This window comes from Mucilaginibacter tolerans (assembly GCF_030519375.1).
In the GTDB taxonomy this organism is placed as follows: Bacteria; Bacteroidota; Bacteroidia; order Sphingobacteriales; family Sphingobacteriaceae; genus Mucilaginibacter.
The window spans coordinates 1-19,455 of record NZ_JAUMKB010000023.1 but is presented as its reverse complement, the minus strand read 5'-3'; the positions used below and the strand labels follow the sequence as shown (position 1 = coordinate 19,455).

The following is a 19,455-nucleotide window of genomic DNA, read 5'->3' as shown; positions in this document are numbered from 1 at the left end:
CTTGAATAGACTAACAAACTTTTTTAATTCAAATCAAACCTGTCCAGGTTCATTACTTTGTTCCATGCTGCAACAAAGTCATTTACAAATTTACTTTGTCCACCGGCCTCTCCGTATACTTCTGCAATACCTCTCAGTTCTGCGTGGGAACCAAACACCAGGTCGGCACGGGTGGCTATCCACTTGTACTCCCCTGTCGTGCGATCGCGCCCCTCATATAGTTCCCGGCCTTCATCGACAGCTTTCCATGCAGTGTTCATATCGAGCAAGTTTACAAAGAAATCGTTTGTAAGCTGTCCCGGGCGCTTTGTAAAAATGCCATGCGGAGAACCGTCATAGTTGGCATTTAAAGCCCGCATCCCTCCAACCAGCACGGTCATTTCGGGCGCTGTGAGGGTCAACAACTGAGCCTTATCCACCAAATATTCTTCTGTACGCACGCTACCTCTTTTTTTCCGGAAATTGCGGAAACCATCGGCAACTGGTTCCAAATAATGAAAAGAATCTACATCAGTTTGCTCAAGCGACGCATCTGTACGGCCCGGCGTAAATGGAACATTAATATCATGACCGGCATCCTTGGCTGCCTTTTCCACCGCAGCACAACCCGCAAGTACAATCAGATCTGCCATTGAAACTTTTTTGCCGCTGCTCTGCGTCTCGTTAAATTGTTTCTGAATGTCTTCCAGTACACCCAACACCCTGTTTAATTGTGCAGGATTATTTGCTTCCCATGTCCGTTGTGGTTCCAGCCGGATGCGGGCACCATTTGCTCCACCGCGTTTATCGCCTCCGCGGAAAGTGGAAGCTGACGCCCAGGCCGTTGATACGAGTTGCGAAACGGTTAAGCCTGAACCGAGTATTTTGGTTTTAAGATCGGCAATATCGTTACCGTCTACCAAAGGATGATCCAGCGTTGGGACAGGGTCCTGCCAAATCAATACTTCAGCGGGAACATCCGGGCCCAGGTAGCGCGCGCGCGGTCCCATATCGCGATGGGTAAGTTTGTACCATGCACGGGCGAAAGCATCAGCAAATTCATCCGGGTTTTCATAAAAACGCCTTGATATCTTTTCATACACCGGATCGAACCTTAAAGACAGGTCGGTAGTGAGCATGCGGGGTGCATGTTTTTTATTAGGATCATACGCATCCGGGATCACATCGGCTGCATTCTTAGCCACCCACTGATATGCGCCTCCGGGGCTTTTTGTCAACTCCCACTCATAGCTAAAGAGATGGTCAAAAAAGTCATTACTCCACCGGGTGGGGGTTTTTGTCCAGATTACTTCCAGCCCGCTGGTAATGGTATCCGCTCCTTTGCCGGTACCATAGTTATTGCGCCAGCCAAAACCCTGCTGGTCAATGTCTGCTCCTTCAGGCTCCTTACCTACATGATCTGATGAGGCAGCACCATGGGTTTTGCCAAAGCTGTGTCCGCCGGCAATCAGGGCAACTGTCTCCTCGTCATTCATTGCCATGCGGCCAAAAGTATCCCTTATATCTTTTGCTGCAGCAACGGGGTCTGGATTGCCATCCGGCCCTTCGGGATTCACATAAATAAGGCCCATCTGAACAGCAGCAAGTGGTTTTTCCAAATTGCGGGAGTGAACATCTCCATCTGCCTTATCATCCGATATTAATACGCCTGTGTTTTTATTCACGCCTTCATCCCCGTGGGCATAACGCAGGTCGCCGCCCAGCCAGGTATTTTCTGCTCCCCAATACACTGCTTCATCTGCTTCCCAAACATCTTGGCGGCCACCAGCAAATCCAAATGTTTTAAAGCCCATGGATTCAAGGGCAATATTACCCGCAAGGATCATCAGATCGGCCCAGGAAATTTTATTGCCATATTTTTGTTTGATAGGCCACAGCAATCTGCGCGCCTTGTCCAGGCTCACATTATCCGGCCAGCTGTTCAGCGGCGCAAAACGTTGTTGCCCCTGACCGGCACCACCCCGGCCATCGGTTATGCGATAAGTCCCTGCACTGTGCCAGGCCATACGAATGAATAAACCTCCGTAATGACCAAAGTCTGCCGGCCACCAATCTTGTGAATCGGTCATAAGCGCGTGCAAGTCTTTTTTAACTGCCTCAAGGTCGAGGCTTTTGAAAGCTTCTGCATAGTTAAAGTCCTTATCCATTGGATTAGATAAGGATGAATGCTGGCGCAGAATACTTAACTTAAGCTGGTTAGGCCACCAATCGCGATTTCTGGTACCGCCACCGCCGACATTGTTTTTCATACTGCCGTTATGAAAAGGGCATTTGCTGATATCATTTGAATTTGACACCACTTCGGAAGACGTATTATTTTCCATCTGTTTGAGTTTGATTTAATCAAATTTAAAACACCTTTTGGTATAGAAAAAATCAATAATTTTTATCCTGCTATAGAGCTTATCTATTTAATGACGAAAAGCAAGACAGCGCAATAAAAATTCCCAATACAGATAATTAAAAAAGCCCTTTTGCATCCGCAAAGAGCTTTTATATTATTGGGTCGTGGAAGCAGTCTTCTGTTTGCTTATTACTGATAAAGCTTTATGGTGTCCTCGATATTAAGATCAGTAAGCCACTTTTCAATATAGGCAAGCAGATCATCTTTATCAGGGTTTGAATTCTTTTCTCCGTGTGAGCCAAAAACAATTAATCCCAAAGCAATGCAATACTTAATGTCAAACTGCATTATTAAGCCTATCGCAAAGCCGGCAACGAAATTATCTCTTGCATCCTTTGCAATCTCAATGTTATAATCTATTGCCTTTCGCGTTAATACAAATTGCTGATCTTCGGAGTATACCAGAGCGTCGTTTACAGAATAGATTAATAACTGGTCCACTGCCATCGTCTTATATATGGAAAAGTATTTCCTTTTCAGATCGCTTGGTGTAAAAGTCTTCAATTCAGAGTCCGGGCGCTCCCCATTTAAAACCATCCATAATTTAACAGCCTCACTTTCGTCCAGGCAAAATGTTACCTTACCATGTTTTGAAAACTCGCTTATAATATCGAGGATCTCATCCACCTCGAAGGATAACTTTTTAGCAGGATCTCCAAGATAAAAGATAAAATCTAAATCCTTTTTCTGTAAAGGCCGGATAACGTCAGTAAGCAAACCGGTCCATAAGTCAGACGAGTTTGCCACATTTGCCCAGTCGTCAAAAGCGATCGTGCGACAAGCCCGAAACAGTTTTGACAGATCATAAATAAGTTTTTCGCTTTTAATTTCAGACCACCGGTCGCCTTTGTTACTACCTGCTTCAATATCAACGGCACTTCTGGAAAATGCATCTTCCGCAAAGGGAGAGCTTAAAGTTAAACTACGGACGCCCAAGTTGGCCAAAAATTCAGGCAGTTTAGCCTCTTGTATTCCAAACGCCTTTTTAAGGATTCCCGAATCAGGCGTGCTGCTATTGTATGTCCGGCTTAAATAAATACTCTTAGAATCATTGAAGTTCCTAATTGCTTCGACCAGATCTGTTAATATGGGAAGCACATTTTTGATTTCGATATCATATACTTGCATGGCTCAATTTTTTAATATTTTTTCAAGTCAAATAGGCGGATAGCAGTAAGGGACAATATGGTTCTGGCGTCAAGTCGAAAGTCTTGAGCTGTAAAGTCTTAAGTCAATTTCGTTCTTTTCTGGATCGACATTTTGGACTTCGACTCAAGACTAAGCTTCAATTCAAAATTGACTGAAGACTAAAATATAATCCGGCTGCGTCCGGCATCAATTTTTTCTTCGCTAAACATGAATGGCAAGTCTTTCATACGGAGAGAATCGTCCAAAAACTCACTGCCCTCGTTAAGCGGAGGCTCTTCAACAGCTAAGTTGTGTTTGTCCGGCTGATCGTTCAGATTTTCGTCATCCGGATATAAAAAAGAGGAATTCATGATGTTTACATTGTTAATGAATAACATTGTTAATGTATAGTTTGTTTTCTCAATACCAGCCGGTCAGTCAACCAGACCGGCTGGGTAATAATTTGTTGTCAAAAAATACCAGGTAAAGGTTCAATCTGCTGCCTGCTGACTTGCCGTGTTGTTGACCGGTTTTCGTAAGGATAATACGCCGGCGTAGGGATATCCTAATGCACGAACTGGTGGAAAGTGCATTCCCATTACAACCGCCTCGACAAACTGGCACCCGTCATCTTCGTTTCAACAGAAGACAGATCGTTACCATCAGGCTTTTTGCAGCTGTTTACTCCACCATTCTTCAAAGTCGATGGTTCCAAATTCTGCCTTTCCGGCAGGCACCAATGCACTATGACTAATTTCTCCGCCATAGTAGGTTGGCTTACCGTCTGATAATACTTTGCGCTGATCATTTGTATGGCGCAGATACCGGGCCACTATTTCATACAAAGCAAAGCGTTCCGGGCCGGCTATTTCTGTTATGCCATTAATAGGGGCTTCAAGGGCATATTTGGCTACAAAAGTGGCGACATCTTCTGCTGCAATAGGTTGGAACCGGACGTCGGAAAGATGGACCTCATTTCCGACCGTAGCCTGATCGGCAATACCCTTCAGAAATTCTAAAAACTGGGTACTCCTGACAATAGTATAAGGCACTCCCGATTGTTTGATAAGGTCTTCCTGAACTTTTTTGGCCCGCATGTAGCCGATGTTTTGCATGAGATTGGTTCCGACAATGGAAAGCGCCACATGGTGTTTTACACCGGCATTGATTTCCGCTCCTAATAAGTTACGGCCGGCCGTCTGAAAGAATTCCATCACCGCCTGGTCTTCAAAGGACGGAGAATTTGCCAGATCTACAACTACATCTGTACCATTCATGGCTTCAGCCAGCCCCGCCCCTGTGATGGTGTTAATACCAGTGTCCGGAGAGGCAGCTATCACCTGATGCCCCTGCTGACGAAGTTTTGCTACTACTTTGGACCCGATGAGGCCTGTGCCTCCAATGACTACGATTTTCATAATGTTGATTTTTAATGATTCGTAATCCTAAAGACAAAGCCAATGCCAAACATATCAAACCATTGATATTCAACTAGTTTAACAATATCAATCGTTCAATTTTTCACTATATTCAGTGAAAGCACGACCTGATTCACTATATAAAGGGAAGAAATAGGAGGCTCCCATGAAATATTATCAGACAAAATAGTCCCTTTTACTGATACCTAACTTTTTCATTTTGGAGTGCAAGGTGTTTCCGGGGATTTTCAATATCTCGGCAGCGCCGCCCGCACCTGAAATTTTGCCAGCACATCGCTTCAATGCTTCAATAATATAACTGCGCTCAACCTCCTCCAATGTCCGGTTTAAAAGATGTGCCTCATCTTGCTTTTCTGCATCCATATTCCTGGGTATGTATACATCATGCAAAATACCGTCGGTTGTTAATAGTATACTACGTTCCAGCAAATGCTCCAATTCCCGTACATTGCCCGGCCAGGTGTAGCTGCGTAATTGCTGTATCACTTTTGGTGCGATTTTCCTGATCTTCCGGCCGGTATTTCGGCTGTGTTTCTGCACAAAAAAATGAGCCAATGGTTCAATATCCTCGGGTCTGTCGCGCAATGGAGGCAGGTTGATAGGAAATACATTCAGCCGAAAATACAGATCTGAGCGAAAACGGCCAGTCTTTACTTCTTCTTCCAGACTGCGGTTGGTTGCAGCAATCAGCCTGACATCGATCTTTATGGTTTGCTTGCCCCCCAATCGCTCCAGTTCGCGCTCTTGTATCACACGTAGCAATTTAGACTGCAATTCAAGAGGCAGTTCGCCAATTTCGTCAAGGAAAAGCGTACTGTTATTGGCCAGCTCAAATTTACCTATGCGCTTGTCGATGGCTCCGGTAAAAGCGCCTTTTTCATGGCCAAACAATTCGCTCTCAATAAGATTTGCCGGTAATGCTGCACAATTGACTTTTACCATCAATTTATCCCGGCGTGGCGACGCGTTGTGAATAGCTCTTGCGATCAGTTCCTTTCCCGTTCCTGTTTCGCCCGATATCAGCACGGTGGTATTTGAATCTGCCACCAGTGATATTAAGCGATATACTTTTTGCATCTGGTCGCCATTGCCAATTATTTCTGAGAAATTGTAAATTGTTTTGATTTGCTCTCTGAGGTAATCATTTTCTACTTCCAGCTGCTTTTTGTACGCCAGCAATTTTTCATTAGCCTGTATATTGGCAACAGCAACAGCTATTTGAGCACATATGCCTTTCAACAATAGTTGGCTAAGCCGGTTTGCAAGCAACCAGATGGTACCGATGTTTTTGTCGCCTACGCGTAATGGCAAAGCGTACATATTTTTCAGCCCGGTTGTTTTCCAAAGTTTTGCGTATGCATTACCCGTTTTTAGTTCTTCTTCTACATTAAACACCAATCCATGTTTACTCGCAAGCACCTGTGCTGTATAGGTTTCGTCAATGGTTATACGGTCTGACTGTTTTTTATCATAATTTGTTTTGGCCTTATTAAACAATGTTTCATCATACATAAATGAGGATAAGTGAATACCATCGTCATCTATTAACCGCAGCATAGCGAGTTTGGTATGCATCGTTTTATCCAAAACCCTGAAAATAGCATTCTGCAGATCCAGCTTGGTTCTGGACTGTGTAATATCGTTACTAAAATCCAACAGAAAAGCTTGCTCTTCCTGCTTTTTATTGATTTGCTCATGAGCAAAAATATTAGCCAGGGCGATGGATATCTGCGCGCAAATACCTTGCAACAGCTCAACGTTGATCTCCCCGATATCCAGGAATAAAATTCCATGGTTCGTTTCCCCATTGCGCAAGCGGATACCCACAATATCCTTAAACCCCATTGTCTTCCAATATTGCAGATAGGCCGAGGTGATGCCACGTTGTATTTCTCTATCTACATTAAATAATAAGGGAATAGAACTATCCAGTACGCGGTTTTGAAGACCGTCATTGATTGGATACCTGGCATTCTCGAGGGCACTTACTACTTTCGGATCTTGCGTTTTGCTAAGATCATACACATAGGGGCTCATGGTAACGTTATCTTCATTGATCCGTCGAATGACAAAGCCGCCCGGGGGGTTTAACTTACTTAATCCGGCTCGAACCGTGCGGACGAGTTCTTCTTTCGTTCTTACTGTTACTATATCGCTGCTAAAGTCTAGAAGAAATGATTTTTCCTTTTCCTTAGCGAGCAGCTCCTCATTTTTAATAATGTTGGATACCGCACTCGACAACTGGGGCGTAATGCCTTTAATAATACTACGGAACTCGTTATTAAAACTGTCAGGTTTATCCGAATAAATATGAATAAAGCCCATTGGCTTCCCTACTTTCATAAGCCGGGTCATTAGAATTTCTCTTCCGCCTTTTTCGTAATTAACACGGAGAAAAGAGGGACTTTGAGGCTTATCCATTATATCTTCCAATAAAAAAGATATGGGTTCATCTGCCTGCAGTACTACCTGAATAAAGGGCTCGTTCAATGGAAAATGAGACTTCACCATTTCCTGATATCTTGGATGCGACCGGATCGGAGACCCCTCATTATCCAGCAAAAAAGGAACATATGTTTCATCCTTGTGGTCAATCAGGGTAATAATTGTATGAGTAAAATAAAATAGCCCCTTGATCCTTTTTTTAAAAAGCGTGATGAGATCGTTCTTGTCCCGAACCCGGGTGATATCATTTCCAAGGTCCAACAAAAGCCTTCTTTCCTGTTCAAGTTCGGCTATTAAGGGCGCCCGCAAATCTGATCCGGAAAGCTTTGCCTTTTTCATGATGGCAATTTATGGAAAATATAAGTAGATGTTCTTGCCTTTTTGACGTTCTCCAACAGATACACTGGCTATTACCCAACAAAAAACGCACCATATTTTATGAGAAGTTTTAGGTCTTTAATGATGCAAATCTAGAACGGTTTATGAATTATTTAACAAGATTGCCAGCAATAAAATAATTGCAACACGTTCTTGCCAAATCACGTGAAGAGATGTACAATCTAACCATGCTCTATCCTAATAGAATTAAAACTGACCAAAATCATCTTTTACCTTGCTGATCATCATGGTTTTTTAATCAATGACCATGTTACTTTGGTTACAAATCAAAGTCATGAAAAAGTTAAAACACTTACTCACTTTTGCAGCGATCATAGTGTTCGCAGCAAATGCATTTGCTCAGCAAGCGAAAGACTCGACAAACACATTTATCACTATAGATGCCAAAGGCGGAATTCACAATCACGGTGGTACAAAGCTTGGGTATATCACTAAGGATAATATTGTCAAAGACAATCAGGGCCGCACTTTATATTTTATTGACCGTGACGGCAATGTAGTTGACGCAAAAGGCAACAAGCTTGGTAAAGCTTCGAAAAACGGCAATTACTACAGCAACAGTGGACAAGTTGTATTGCAATTAAAAAATGTGGATGAAGCAAAATGCGAGATTTTAGACCCTAAAGGGCACAGCTGGGGATATGCTCACAGGAACTATAAGCTGCATGCATGCGCGGCTCACTGTTTCTTCCTTGAAAAGAAAAAAATGGAAGATGCAAAAAAAGACTCTCTGGCTAAGAAGGGCAAAAATTAATCGCATTGGTTGTTGACGGCAGCCCTCGATCTCATGCTGGTATCAATATATCCATATTAAAAACGCCCCTCATTTTCATGAGAGGCGTTTGGGGTAAGCAATGGGGCTCGAACCCACGACCCCCAGAACCACAATCTGGTGCTCTAACCAACTGAGCTATGCCTACCGTTTTGGGGAGTGCAAATGTAAATATTTACTCTCTAAAGTCAAGGGATTTTTTAATATTACAATCACTTTACCATTTTACTATATCCGTTACCGACTTTTGTTTTTATGGCAGAGCAGTTAGTTGAATTAAATGTTACCGGGATGCATTGCAATAATTGCGCAATGTCTGTCCATAAATTATTAGAGAAAAAAGGCTTTCACAACATATTGGTTGATTTTGCATCAGAAGAGGTGAAATTCTCCGCCGAAGATGATGAAAAGGTAAAGGACGCTATCAAAAGCATCGAAGGCCTTGGTTATAAGGTTGCTGAAGATGCGAGCCAGCAACAGGAGAAATTCTATGAAAGAGTTGAGAATAAGCTGATTTTCTGCGCCATCTTTACCACTCCTCTTCTTTCCGCAATGATCATTCCCTGGCATTTCCTTCAAATGCCGGTTGTGCAACTCACCTTATGTCTTCCTGTTTTTATCGTAGGATGCCTGCATTTTGGCAAAAGTGCGTGGAACTCTGTTAAAGGCGGTGTGCCGAATATGGATGTGCTGATTTTTATCGGTTCATCTTCGGCATTTATTTACAGCCTTATCGGCACTGTACAACACTTAGGTATGCGCTACCAGTTTTACGAAACCTGTGCGACTATTATTACGCTTGTTTTGCTCGGGAATCTGTTTGAAAAGCGTTCAGTCACCCAAACTACATCAGCCGTAAAGGATCTGGTTAAAATCCAGCAGGTTAATGCCAACCGCATTGTGAACGGTGAAATTGAAGTGATCAGCGCGCGCGAAGTACGTCCGGGAGATACCTTAATAGTCAATACTGGCGATAAAATCCCTGTTGACGGCGAGGTGCTTTCAGGGAACGCTTCGGTAAATGAATCCATGCTTACAGGTGAAAGTATCCCTGTTGAAAAAGAAAAATACGACACTTTAATAGGCGGAACTATTGTTGAACATGGCAATATCACCATGATCGCGACCAAAGTAGGCAGCAATACTGTGCTTTCGCAGATCATAGACCTGATGAAGAGGGCTCAGGCTGCTAAACCCCCGGTACAAAAACTAGGCGACCGGGTGGCAGCCATATTTGTACCTGCCGTAGTATTAATTGCCCTGATCACTTTCACACTGACTTATTATGTGGGTCATGCGGGTATGCAGCACGCAATCATGAATGCGATTGCAGTACTGGTGATTTCCTGCCCTTGCGCTATGGGACTGGCTACTCCTACTGCGGTGATGGTGGGCCTGGGACGTGCTGCAAAAAATGGAATCCTGATAAAAGGAGGTGATACAATTGAAGCCGTTACCAAAGCTAAATACATTGTTTTTGATAAGACCGGCACCCTTACTACAGGAAAATTCCACGTTAACAATATAAAGTTTGAAAAAGGAGCGGATATAGAAACGATACGCGGTATTATAACTGCCATTGAGGAGCGTTCCAATCACCCTATTGCACGTTCGTTGGTTCATGAGTTAAAAACGCTATCTCAAAAGAAAGTAATCCTAAAATCCGTAAGCGAAGAAAAGGGGCTGGGTATGAGGGCGGAGGATGTGGAAGGCAATCATTACTTCCTTGGCCTTGGTAAAAATACGGACGACGACTTTAATGTCTCCCTATATAAAAATCAATCTTTGTTAGCACGGATTGAGATCGACGATGATATTAAGCCACAGGCCGCAAGTCTCATCAGCGATTTGCAAAAAATGGGTATTACACCTGTTCTGTTAAGTGGCGACAAAAAAAGCCGATGTATCAAAGTAGCTAAGGCTATCGGCATTAATGAAATTCATTCCGAAAAACTCCCGGCTGAAAAACTGACGGTGATCGACATTTACAAAAAGAAGGGCGAAACCATTATGGTTGGTGATGGCATTAACGACGCCCCAGCTCTAACCAAAGCCGATGTAGGTGTATCGATGAATGACTCCAGCCAGGTAGCCATACAGTCTGCCAAAGTGATCTTATTAAATACCGATTTGTATTCACTGGTGAAATTTTTGCAGATCAGCCGTCATACTTTGATTACTATCAAGCAAAATCTGTTCTGGGCTTTTGCTTACAACATTGTGGCCATTCCTATTGCCGCATTAGGCCTACTGAACCCCATGATCGGTGCATTTACTATGGCTTTTTCTGATGTGGTCGTTATCGGCAACTCCTTGAGGTTGAAAGTGAAGAAGATCGATTAATTCGTCTATGGTCAACGGGCCATAATCTATAGTAACAAATTAAATTCTAACAGGAGCAACCATTTAAACTTATGTTCCTATTTTTGGCGAACAACCATGGACTATCTATGGACTAAAATCACATGATCGAAATTTTTACCGATGGTGCATCAAGCGGAAATCCGGGGCCGGGCGGCTACGGGGTAATTCTGCGGTCAGGTAATCACTATAAGGAACTTTCAGCAGGATACCGTAAAACCACCAATAACCGCATGGAGTTGCTTGCAGTTATTCGGGGTCTTGAGGCATTAAAGAATCTGAACCAAACCGTCACTATCTATTCAGACTCCAAATATGTCATCGACGCTATAGAAAAAAGATGGGTTAACGGCTGGGTGCAAAAGGGCTTTGTCGGCAAAAAGAATAAAGACTTGTGGCTGCGTTACCTTGAAATAAGCAAATTACACCTCATTAAATTCATTTGGGTACGCGGTCACGCCGGTCACCCGGAAAACGAAAGATGTGACCAGTTAGCTGTAGCTGCGAGCAAACAGAAAGATTTACTGATAGATACAGTTTTTGAAGCCGAGGCGGGAAAGGTAAATTTGTTGTAATAGTCCGAAAGTTGGAGAGTGCACGTAAGTCCGAAAGAAAACTTTCCGACTTACGGTCAAACTGACTTGCGAGTTATTGTATAGATATCATACCCTCAAAATTCTTTTTTGTTCCCTGCGGTGAAAAGAAAGACATCAGTTCCTCCGCCTTATGCACCATATTTTCCGACCCTATGAAGATAGCGGTGCGCTGGTGCAATTCGGTTACTTCCAGGTCGAGGATGCGATCATAGCCATTACTTGCCTTACCACCGGCCTGCTCTACAATAAAAGCCATAGGATTGCATTCGTAAACCAACCGAAGCTTACCTTTTGGTGCGCTTGCTGTTACAGGGTAAATAAAAATACCGCCTTTGATCAGGTTACGATGAATATCCGCCACCATCGAGCCAATATAGCGTGAAGTATAAGGACGTCTGGTTTTTTCGTCCTCTACCTGGCAATATTTGATATACTTTTTAACACCATCAGGGAAGTGAGCATAGTAGCCCTCGTTTATAGAATATATTACGCCATCTTTTGGTATTTTCATATCCGGGTGCGAGAGGCAAAATTCACCAATTGATGGATCGAGCGTAAAACCATTCACCCCCTTACCTGTAGTGTACACCAGCATGGTAGATGAGCCATAAATCACATACCCGGCGGCTACTTGTTCTGTACCCTTTTGCAAAACATCTGCCATAGTAGCTTTACCTGATGTCGATTTCCGGCGATAGATAGAGAAAATAGTTCCTATGCCCACATTGACATCTATATTAGACGAGCCATCCAAAGGGTCGATTGCAACGATGTATTTGGCATCTTTTGAAACAACCGAATCGATATGGATCACATTATCATTTTCTTCGGATGCAACAATACAGCATTCGCCACCATGTTTCAATGCCGATATGAATTGCTCATTGGCATATACATCCAGTTTCTTCTGGCCTTCGCCCTGAATGTTGGTTGTACCGTTCTCACCAAGTATATCAGCAAGACCAGCTTTGTTGACTTCGCGATTGACAATTTTTGCTGCGATTCCGATGTCTCTCAACAGCCTTGATAATTCACCCTTAGCGTACGGAAAGTCAGCCTGCTTCTCAATAATAAACTGGCCAAGTGTTTTGGTTATTTTCATATACTTAGTGTATTTAATACATATTATTTTTGCAATTCTATGGCTTCTAAGGTATGAATTTTTTCCTCAGAAATGCAAAACCTAAGCATTGTACGTACTTTATGCCAACCTTGTTTCCCTGCCGCTCCGGGGTTTAAGTGTAAACAGTTGATTTTTTTATCGTAAATAACTTTGAGTATATGAGAGTGTCCACAGATGAACAATTGAGGGGGCTTAGTGTAAATTTCTTGTCGGATTGACGGGTTATATTTCCCGGGATAGCCGCCGATGTGCGTCATCCAAACATCTACATTTTCGCACTTAAAACGAAGGTGTTCGGGGTAGGCCAAGCGGATATCTTTCCCATCGATATTTCCATAAACGCCACGCAACGGCTTAAAGGATGCTAACTTATCCGCCAGCTCTATAGTACCAAAATCGCCGGCATGCCATATCTCATCGCAATTTTCAAAATGCTTAAAAACTGCATCGTCGAGATAACTGTGAGTATCTGAAAGGAGGCCGATGCGGATCATTGTCGATTTTAGATTTTTGAATTAAAAAATGGTAAAAAAATCTTTCAAAGTTTCCTGGTATTGTTCAGTATAGATTTTGGGCGATGCATAAATCACAAATTTATCATTGGTTGCTTTATCGGAATCGGATGATAAAACAATGATCTCTCTATGAGGCTCAGCATCCTGATAAGAAAGCACCGATGTTGCTTTTTGTATAAAGAGCCCATTTTTAAATGCAATGTCTTTAACCCGCACAACTGTATCGAGCGGTAGGATCAGACACATAACTCCCCTATCATTAAGATGTTTTGATGCATAGTAAATCAGATTTTTGAAAAAATCGTTATCCGCATGCTTCGCCAATTCTCTCTTTGCTTGCGGCGACTTTAATGAATTTATATAAAACGGCGGGTTTGAGACAATCAGGTCGTACTTTTTAGCCGGATTTGACTCGAAAAATTGTTCAAATCCCACCGGATATAAATTCATCCTTTCAGCAAATGGCGAATTGTTAAAATTCCGCCCCGCCGTTTCAGCAGCGGACTGATCTATTTCCACGGCATCGATCTTAGCATTTGTAAACCGTTGCGCCAGCATCAAAGCAATCACACCTGTGCCCGTACCAATGTCGAGAATTGTTTGTGGCTGATCTGCATCAGCCAAAGCACCAAGCAAAACTCCATCGGTATTGATCTTCATAGCACAACCGTCCTGATCAACATCAAATTGCTTGAATTTGAAAATGCCTGCCATAATTTATTTCTCGTAAAACTCGATAGGCAAGCCGTCTGGGTCAGCAAAAAATGTAAAGTGCTTTCCTGTAAATTCATCAACCCGGATAGGCTCTATGGTAATGTTATGCGATTGGATATGACGTGCGGCCTCTTCCACATTGTCCACCTCAAAAGCCAGGTGACGGAGACCGGCAGCTTCTGGTCGCGATGGTCTCGGTGGAGGATCGGGAAATGAAAAAAGCTCGATCTGGTATTGCCCGGCAACTTCCAGATCAAGCTTATATGAATTTCTTGCTTCGCGAAAAACTTCCTGTAGGATAGTTAAACCAAGCACCTCGCTATAAAACTGCTTCGACTTTTGATAGTCGGAGCAAATGATGGCGATATGGTGTACCCGGTTTAATTTCAGCATTTATTCTCCCAGGATACTATGTAATACGTTATCATAAACCAGTTTGGTGTCGGTGACATGCCCAAAGGATTCTTCGTCAACCGTCATGTAACCATTAGTTACGGTGCCCAGTAGACTAAAGTCAATTTCGCTTGTTGCCATCAGCTCAACAAAGCGCTCCTGGTCTTCCGGGGAAACGCTTACCACTATCCTACCCTGAGCTTCACCGAAAAGGAAGGCATCTTTACGAATGTCACTATCTGATTCAATTTCAAAGCCTAAGCCGTTTGGCATAGCCGATTCTGTCAACGCAATAAATAAACCACCGTCAGATACGTCATGTACTGATTGCACCACTTCATGCTTGATTAATTGCTTAATCACCTGATGTGTAGCATATTCTTTTTCCAGATCAAAATATGGAGCCGGAGCTTTTAGAATTTTGTGATATGATGCCAAATATTGTGATGATGCAATATCATTAACCGATTCACCGATCAGATAGATCAGATCGCCGGGCTGTTTGAAATCAGAGGTCATGATGGTAGCTATATCATCCAACACGCCTAACATACCGATGGTTGGGGTTGGGAATACCGGGCCTTCATCTGATGACTGGTTATAGAAGCTTACGTTACCACCTGTAACCGGGGTCTCAAATTTTGTGCAAGCCTCGCCCATTCCTTTTATCGCCCCCACAAATTGCCAGTATACTTCAGGGTTGTATGGATTGCCAAAGTTGAGACAGTTAGTAATAGCCACGGGCTCACCACCAGCACAGGTAATATTACGTGCGGCTTCTGCTACAGCAATAGCGCAACCCTTTTGAGGATCAGCGTAGACATAGCGTGAGTTACAATCTACAGTCAAAGCTATTGCTTTATTGCTATGACGAATACTTACTACAGCCGCGTCGCAAGGGCGATTGGTTGTCATGGTAGCCGCGCCCACCATAGAGTCATATTGTTTAGTCACCCAGCGTTTTGATGCAATATTCGGATGAGCAAGCAGATGCTCAGCCACTTCTACCAAACTTTCAGGTTCTTTTACGTCTTCTATTTTAAATTTCTGATTTTCCTTGTAATAAGCAGGTTCGCGGTATTCGCGTTTGTAAACAGGTGCACCTCCACCCAAAACCAGATCTTCGGCAGGCACATCGGCTACCAATTCGCCGTGCATGTAATATTTCAGGCGTTGATCACCAGTTACCTCGCCAATAATAGCGCAATTCAGGTCCCATTTATCAAATACAGCCTCCACATCTTTTTCACGGCCTTTATGAACCACGATCAGCATACGCTCCTGAGATTCAGAAAGTAATATTTCAAATGGCTTCATATTTTCCTGGCGTGTAGGCACTTTATCCAGGTCGATACGCATACCGTGCTCACCTTTTGCCGACATTTCAGAGTTAGAGCAGATAATGCCAGCCGCACCCATATCCTGCATACCTACAACAGCACCGGTTTTAATCACCTCAAGCGTAGCTTCCAGCAACAGTTTCTCCTGGAACGGGTCGCCTACCTGTACCGCAGGCAAATCATTTACTGAATCCTCAGTAATATCTTTTGATGCAAATGCGGCACCATGGATACCATCTTTTCCTGTCGCAGAACCGACGATGTAAACCGGGTTACCAACGCCATATGAAGTTGCTGAAACAGTTTCACCTGCTTTAACGATACCTGCCGACATGGCATTCACCAGCGGGTTTACATTATAACAATCGTCAAAAAATAGCTCCCCACCTACAGTAGGGATACCAAAAGCATTGCCATAATCGCCGATGCCTTTTACCACGCCTTTGATCAGCCATTTGGTTCGGTCAAGACTCAGGTCACCAAAACGCAACGAGTTAAGTTGGGCGATCGGTCTGGCACCCATGGTAAATATATCGCGGTTGATACCACCAACACCGGTTGCAGCGCCCTGGTAAGGTTCTAAAGCAGATGGGTGATTATGTGATTCTATTTTAAAAGCGCAGCCTATTCCATCGCCCAGATCAACCAGCCCGGCATTTTCTTCTCCGGCTTTCGCCAGCATACGCGGACCATCTTTTGGCAGAGTTTTTAGCCAGGTAATTGAGTTCTTATATGAACAATGCTCGCTCCACATTACCGAGAAAATAGATAGTTCGGTAAAGTTTGGCACGCGGCCCAGTATTTCTTTTATTCGTTCAAATTCTTCGGGTAGTAAACCTAAATCTTTGGCTGTGTCGACGGTGGTTAATTCCAGGTGCTCCAAGGTAATATCGTTTTTTTGAAAAGATGCGCAAAATTAGGAAAAAGAGCCGGGAACTGAAAGGAAAAGAAGCTAAAAGCTTAAGGCGGAGAGGCGAAAGCAACTAACGTTTAGCGATGGGTTTGAACCCACCGCTATAAATTACAAATTAATCCTGATCAGGTAATACAAAACTAATGGGGATATTATACATAACACGAACTTTGTGCCCGTTTTGAATACCGGGTTTCCAGGCTGGTGCGAGCTTAAGTACCCTCAAAGCCTCTTCATCTAATCCTGATCCGACACCGCTTTCGACCTTAATATTCGACAAGCGACCATCAGTTTCAATAATGAAACTTAAAAATACTTTCCCGTGAACTCCATTTTCCGCAGCCTGAGGTGGATAATGTATATTTTTTTGGAGGAATTTGGCCCAGGCTGCAGCCCCTCCGTACGGCTCAGGCTCAACCTCCACAGTTCCCCTATTGAATATATCTTCCGTATGTTCAGTTACAGCATTCATAGGGGACTCGGTAGTACCTTCACCTGGAATATCAATATTTACCCCTTGATCTGTCCCACTTTTATTTGCCGGCCCTATTGGCTTACTATCAAGATCGATTAGCGTGGGTGGATTTGTAGCTTCCCGGTCTGCCGCTGGTCTCATAGAAAGATATTGTATTGTTGACTGCTGCGATTGTGGCCGCGATGTTGCCGGTCTTGGAGGTGTGACCGTTTTAGGAGGATCAACTTTAACTGGTTGAATTGTAAAAACATCCTGTATAACATGTGTAACAGGCTCAGGTTTAGGCTTTAAGATTGTATACCCTGCATACAAAACAGCCACACTAAAAAAGGCAATTGCCATTGACTTTACCAATGTTCCGGCATAGTGCTGGCGCAATTCGTAAGCGCCATAATCTTTGTTCTTACTGTCGAATACAAGCTCGAGCCACTCGGGGTTGTACAAATCAAATTTTGCGATATTCATGTTTTAGGAATTTAATTTTACTTTATAACGTTTTTAACAAATAAAATATTGTATAATACAATCTTTTATTTTGTTTTGGACGATAAATTCCACTTTCGCAAAATATTATTCCAGAAAGAATATAAACCAAAAAATCCCTCGCTGTTATAGAAGGATTTCCAGTGAGGCTTAGTAAAGCTGAAAGTTTTTGTTATGCCTTACCATAAGCTACAAGCTGGCGGTGGCCGGGACAATCTTAAAATTTTTCCAGTCACCAGCTGATGTTCCACCAACCCAATAGCCGATCAACTCCCCTTCTGTATGCACAAGCGGCGTTACGCTAAGAGCAGGACTGGAATTTCCATTAACATATACCCTAATATTTTCACTCTCAACTATTATACGTACATGAAACCAGTTATTCGGTTTAGGTGCGGGAGAAATGGGTTGCTCATACATACCTGGATGATCTGACCTTAGTACAGGCCAGTCAAACTTAGGAAGTGCTATGTATTGCACAGCATGATTTTTTCGTTCAGGATCAGATGCCTGAAAATTAAAAGGCCGGAAATAAATGACTTCATAAGTTGTATCATTAACACCGTGAAAGGCAATACCGACAAAGCTGGCCAGGTAGTCATCTTTCCCCTTTGCGTCAAACTCAATAGTCCCGTATTTAAACTTCCTACCATTAATCCACGCCAAACCATCGCTTATTTTATCGTTCAAATGAACACTGCCGGCTTCAGTCCCGCGGCTTATTGACCGGTTATAAACTTTATAATTCTTTCGCATTTCCGGATCACTTTGATTGCAGCTGCTAATTGCTACCAGCAGTATTATAAAAAAGATAAAAGGAAACGGATTTTTCATAAGATTTAAGTTAAATGTTAGGTAAACAAAAAGTTCAGATATATAATCAGCTAGTGATAAATATTTCCATTGGTAAAGCCCAATTTATCCTCTTATTTAATGTCCCAAAAATCAGGCACAAATACAAACTCGATTCGCTTAAAAGAATTTAATTTCAAATATATAATTTTTTACAAAATAAAATATTGTAAAATATAATTTTACATCTGTTTTTAACTATAAAGGGTTATTTTTAACAACATTATTTGTTTTTTTGCGTAAACAAAAAAATCCCTCTCAGTTTTCGAGAAGGATTTAAGACAAAGGCATCCCCCTTTCTTACCACTTGTCTGTCACAATCTTCTTCACCGGCTTATTTTCCTTAGGTTGCTGCGGCTTTCCTTCGGCCATATATTTTTTCAGCTTATCACCCAATTGCTTGCAAAAAGCACCTGTCTGCTCAAAGTAACCTTCTACATCTTTCTTAGGTAATTTATCCGAAACTTTTTCAAGTGTGATATACATGCCACTTACCGGCGTAAACATACCGTAACGATTTTTTTCATAAGGTGTAAACACAAAATCAGTAACCCAATAACGGTATTTACCATCCTTACATTCCACATTTAATGCATAGGTCATTTCGCCGTTCTCATGTTTCACCAGCGAGGTATAGGTCAGAAATTTATCTTTTACAGAAGCACCAGGATTCGTTACCTGCAAGGATTTTTCTTTCGGATAAAACTCCTTAATAAACAAAACCATATTCTTTTGCAGGCTATCAGCTTTAATACCCGGCATATCAACCACCTGGTAATAAATGTATTTATTGTTCTCATCGATGGACAATAAACTTTTTTGAGCATTTACCGCTGCCGATATAGCCAAACTGGCAATTAGTAGTAAGATCGTTTTCATACCATAAATATAAAGCCGCTCTCCTTACGGTGAGCGGCTTTAGTAAAATTAATATAATTAAGTTAATTAGAAAGCATAAACAGCGGCAATTACAAACTGACCTGCTGATTTGGTTGGAGCGCCATCGCTGTCTGTAAATACCTGGTTTTTAGCATTGTCAAATCTGATCTCAGGGATCAGAGTTAATGCACCTGCTTTAATGTTTGCTGTTGCAGTGATGCCCG

At 42.6% G+C, this 19,455-nt stretch carries 17 protein-coding genes and 1 tRNA gene; 3 read left to right on the top strand and 15 right to left on the bottom strand.

Annotation, left to right across the window (positions count from 1 at the left end):
- Positions 1 to 23: 23 nt before the first annotated feature.
- The 5 genes from katG to Q3A68_RS21360 form a co-directional block, all read right to left on the bottom strand.
- Positions 24 to 2,324, bottom strand: a complete 2,301-nt coding sequence (gene katG / locus Q3A68_RS21380) for a catalase/peroxidase HPI (protein WP_302903177.1) — start codon at positions 2,322 to 2,324, stop codon at positions 24 to 26.
- A gap of 209 nt (positions 2,325 to 2,533) precedes the next feature.
- Positions 2,534 to 3,532 carry a hypothetical protein gene (locus Q3A68_RS21375; RefSeq protein WP_302903176.1) on the bottom strand — a complete coding sequence of 333 codons (999 nt, stop codon included), beginning with the start codon at positions 3,530 to 3,532 and terminating at the stop codon, positions 2,534 to 2,536.
- A gap of 179 nt (positions 3,533 to 3,711) precedes the next feature.
- Positions 3,712 to 3,903 (bottom strand): hypothetical protein, encoded by a 192-nt coding sequence (locus tag Q3A68_RS21370; protein WP_302903175.1) that lies wholly within the window; start codon positions 3,901 to 3,903, stop codon positions 3,712 to 3,714.
- Between the two features lie 291 nt (positions 3,904 to 4,194).
- A complete protein-coding gene (locus Q3A68_RS21365) occupies positions 4,195 to 4,950 on the bottom strand; it encodes an SDR family oxidoreductase (RefSeq protein ID WP_302903174.1) in 756 nt (251 codons plus the stop codon).
- 177 nt (positions 4,951 to 5,127) lie between these two features.
- Entirely contained in the window at positions 5,128 to 7,755 is a 2,628-nt protein-coding gene (locus Q3A68_RS21360) for a sigma 54-interacting transcriptional regulator (protein ID WP_302903173.1), read from the bottom strand.
- A gap of 334 nt (positions 7,756 to 8,089) precedes the next feature.
- Here Q3A68_RS21360 and Q3A68_RS21355 point away from each other — a divergent pair, with 334 nt between their 5' ends.
- Positions 8,090 to 8,569, top strand: coding sequence for a 5-fold beta-flower protein (locus tag Q3A68_RS21355; RefSeq protein ID WP_302903172.1), 480 nt, complete (start codon positions 8,090 to 8,092; stop codon positions 8,567 to 8,569).
- 89 nt (positions 8,570 to 8,658) lie between these two features.
- On the opposite strand, the gene Q3A68_RS21350 is transcribed toward Q3A68_RS21355, so the two are convergent.
- Positions 8,659 to 8,735: transfer RNA gene (locus tag Q3A68_RS21350), tRNA-His, on the bottom strand.
- A gap of 107 nt (positions 8,736 to 8,842) precedes the next feature.
- Here Q3A68_RS21350 and Q3A68_RS21345 point away from each other — a divergent pair.
- Together Q3A68_RS21345 and rnhA are read left to right on the top strand one after the other, a co-directional pair.
- The gene (locus tag Q3A68_RS21345) at positions 8,843 to 10,930 is read left to right on the top strand and encodes a heavy metal translocating P-type ATPase (protein ID WP_302903171.1); all 2,088 of its coding nucleotides are present in this window, start codon (positions 8,843 to 8,845) and stop codon (positions 10,928 to 10,930) included.
- Between the two features lie 122 nt (positions 10,931 to 11,052).
- Complete coding sequence (gene rnhA / locus Q3A68_RS21340) at positions 11,053 to 11,523, top strand: ribonuclease HI (RefSeq protein ID WP_302903170.1); 471 nt, start codon at positions 11,053 to 11,055, stop codon at positions 11,521 to 11,523.
- Between the two features lie 73 nt (positions 11,524 to 11,596).
- Here rnhA and fbp read toward each other — a convergent pair whose 3' ends face one another.
- From fbp to Q3A68_RS21295, 9 genes are all read right to left on the bottom strand, one after another.
- Entirely contained in the window at positions 11,597 to 12,646 is a 1,050-nt protein-coding gene (gene fbp / locus Q3A68_RS21335; RefSeq protein WP_302903169.1) for a class 1 fructose-bisphosphatase, read from the bottom strand.
- A 23-nt stretch (positions 12,647 to 12,669) separates the two neighbouring features.
- A complete protein-coding gene (locus Q3A68_RS21330) occupies positions 12,670 to 13,161 on the bottom strand; it encodes a metallophosphoesterase family protein (protein ID WP_302903168.1) in 492 nt (163 codons plus the stop codon).
- Positions 13,162 to 13,182: 21 nt separating this feature from the next.
- Positions 13,183 to 13,896: a tRNA1(Val) (adenine(37)-N6)-methyltransferase gene (locus tag Q3A68_RS21325; RefSeq protein WP_302903167.1), complete on the bottom strand. Its 714-nt coding sequence runs from the start codon at positions 13,894 to 13,896 to the stop codon at positions 13,183 to 13,185.
- A 3-nt stretch (positions 13,897 to 13,899) separates the two neighbouring features.
- On the bottom strand, positions 13,900 to 14,289 hold the full coding sequence (gloA2, locus tag Q3A68_RS21320) for an SMU1112c/YaeR family gloxylase I-like metalloprotein (protein ID WP_302903166.1): 390 nt from the start codon (positions 14,287 to 14,289) through the stop codon (positions 13,900 to 13,902).
- Positions 14,290 to 16,512: a phosphoribosylformylglycinamidine synthase subunit PurL gene (gene purL, locus Q3A68_RS21315; protein ID WP_302903165.1), complete on the bottom strand. Its 2,223-nt coding sequence runs from the start codon at positions 16,510 to 16,512 to the stop codon at positions 14,290 to 14,292.
- A 145-nt stretch (positions 16,513 to 16,657) separates the two neighbouring features.
- Complete coding sequence (locus tag Q3A68_RS21310; RefSeq protein ID WP_302903164.1) at positions 16,658 to 17,482, bottom strand: energy transducer TonB; 825 nt, start codon at positions 17,480 to 17,482, stop codon at positions 16,658 to 16,660.
- Between the two features lie 207 nt (positions 17,483 to 17,689).
- Positions 17,690 to 18,334: a hypothetical protein gene (locus tag Q3A68_RS21305; protein WP_302903163.1), complete on the bottom strand. Its 645-nt coding sequence runs from the start codon at positions 18,332 to 18,334 to the stop codon at positions 17,690 to 17,692.
- A gap of 318 nt (positions 18,335 to 18,652) precedes the next feature.
- Positions 18,653 to 19,231 (bottom strand): DUF4468 domain-containing protein, encoded by a 579-nt coding sequence (locus tag Q3A68_RS21300; RefSeq protein WP_302903162.1) that lies wholly within the window; start codon positions 19,229 to 19,231, stop codon positions 18,653 to 18,655.
- A gap of 66 nt (positions 19,232 to 19,297) precedes the next feature.
- Positions 19,298 to 19,450 (bottom strand): outer membrane beta-barrel protein, encoded by a 153-nt coding sequence (locus Q3A68_RS21295; protein WP_302903219.1) that lies wholly within the window; start codon positions 19,448 to 19,450, stop codon positions 19,298 to 19,300.
- Positions 19,451 to 19,455: the final 5 nt, after the last annotated feature.

What these genes read in the sequence shown, in the direction of transcription:
- katG (WP_302903177.1), bottom strand. Translation starts at nt 2,324, where the DNA reads ATGGAAAATAATACGTCTTCCGAAGTGGTGTCAAATTCAAATGATATC.
- Q3A68_RS21375 (WP_302903176.1), bottom strand. Translation starts at nt 3,532, where the DNA reads ATGCAAGTATATGATATCGAAATCAAAAATGTGCTTCCCATATTAACA.
- Q3A68_RS21370 (WP_302903175.1), bottom strand. Translation starts at nt 3,903, where the DNA reads ATGAATTCCTCTTTTTTATATCCGGATGACGAAAATCTGAACGATCAG.
- Q3A68_RS21365 (WP_302903174.1), bottom strand. Translation starts at nt 4,950, where the DNA reads ATGAAAATCGTAGTCATTGGAGGCACAGGCCTCATCGGGTCCAAAGTA.
- Q3A68_RS21360 (WP_302903173.1), bottom strand. Translation starts at nt 7,755, where the DNA reads ATGAAAAAGGCAAAGCTTTCCGGATCAGATTTGCGGGCGCCCTTAATA.
- Q3A68_RS21355 (WP_302903172.1), top strand. Translation starts at nt 8,090, where the DNA reads ATGAAAAAGTTAAAACACTTACTCACTTTTGCAGCGATCATAGTGTTC.
- Q3A68_RS21345 (WP_302903171.1), top strand. Translation starts at nt 8,843, where the DNA reads ATGGCAGAGCAGTTAGTTGAATTAAATGTTACCGGGATGCATTGCAAT.
- rnhA (WP_302903170.1), top strand. Translation starts at nt 11,053, where the DNA reads ATGATCGAAATTTTTACCGATGGTGCATCAAGCGGAAATCCGGGGCCG.
- fbp (WP_302903169.1), bottom strand. Translation starts at nt 12,646, where the DNA reads ATGAAAATAACCAAAACACTTGGCCAGTTTATTATTGAGAAGCAGGCT.
- Q3A68_RS21330 (WP_302903168.1), bottom strand. Translation starts at nt 13,161, where the DNA reads ATGATCCGCATCGGCCTCCTTTCAGATACTCACAGTTATCTCGACGAT.
- Q3A68_RS21325 (WP_302903167.1), bottom strand. Translation starts at nt 13,896, where the DNA reads ATGGCAGGCATTTTCAAATTCAAGCAATTTGATGTTGATCAGGACGGT.
- gloA2 (WP_302903166.1), bottom strand. Translation starts at nt 14,289, where the DNA reads ATGCTGAAATTAAACCGGGTACACCATATCGCCATCATTTGCTCCGAC.
- Q3A68_RS21310 (WP_302903164.1), bottom strand. Translation starts at nt 17,482, where the DNA reads ATGAATATCGCAAAATTTGATTTGTACAACCCCGAGTGGCTCGAGCTT.
- Q3A68_RS21305 (WP_302903163.1), bottom strand. Translation starts at nt 18,334, where the DNA reads ATGAAAAATCCGTTTCCTTTTATCTTTTTTATAATACTGCTGGTAGCA.
- Q3A68_RS21300 (WP_302903162.1), bottom strand. Translation starts at nt 19,231, where the DNA reads ATGAAAACGATCTTACTACTAATTGCCAGTTTGGCTATATCGGCAGCG.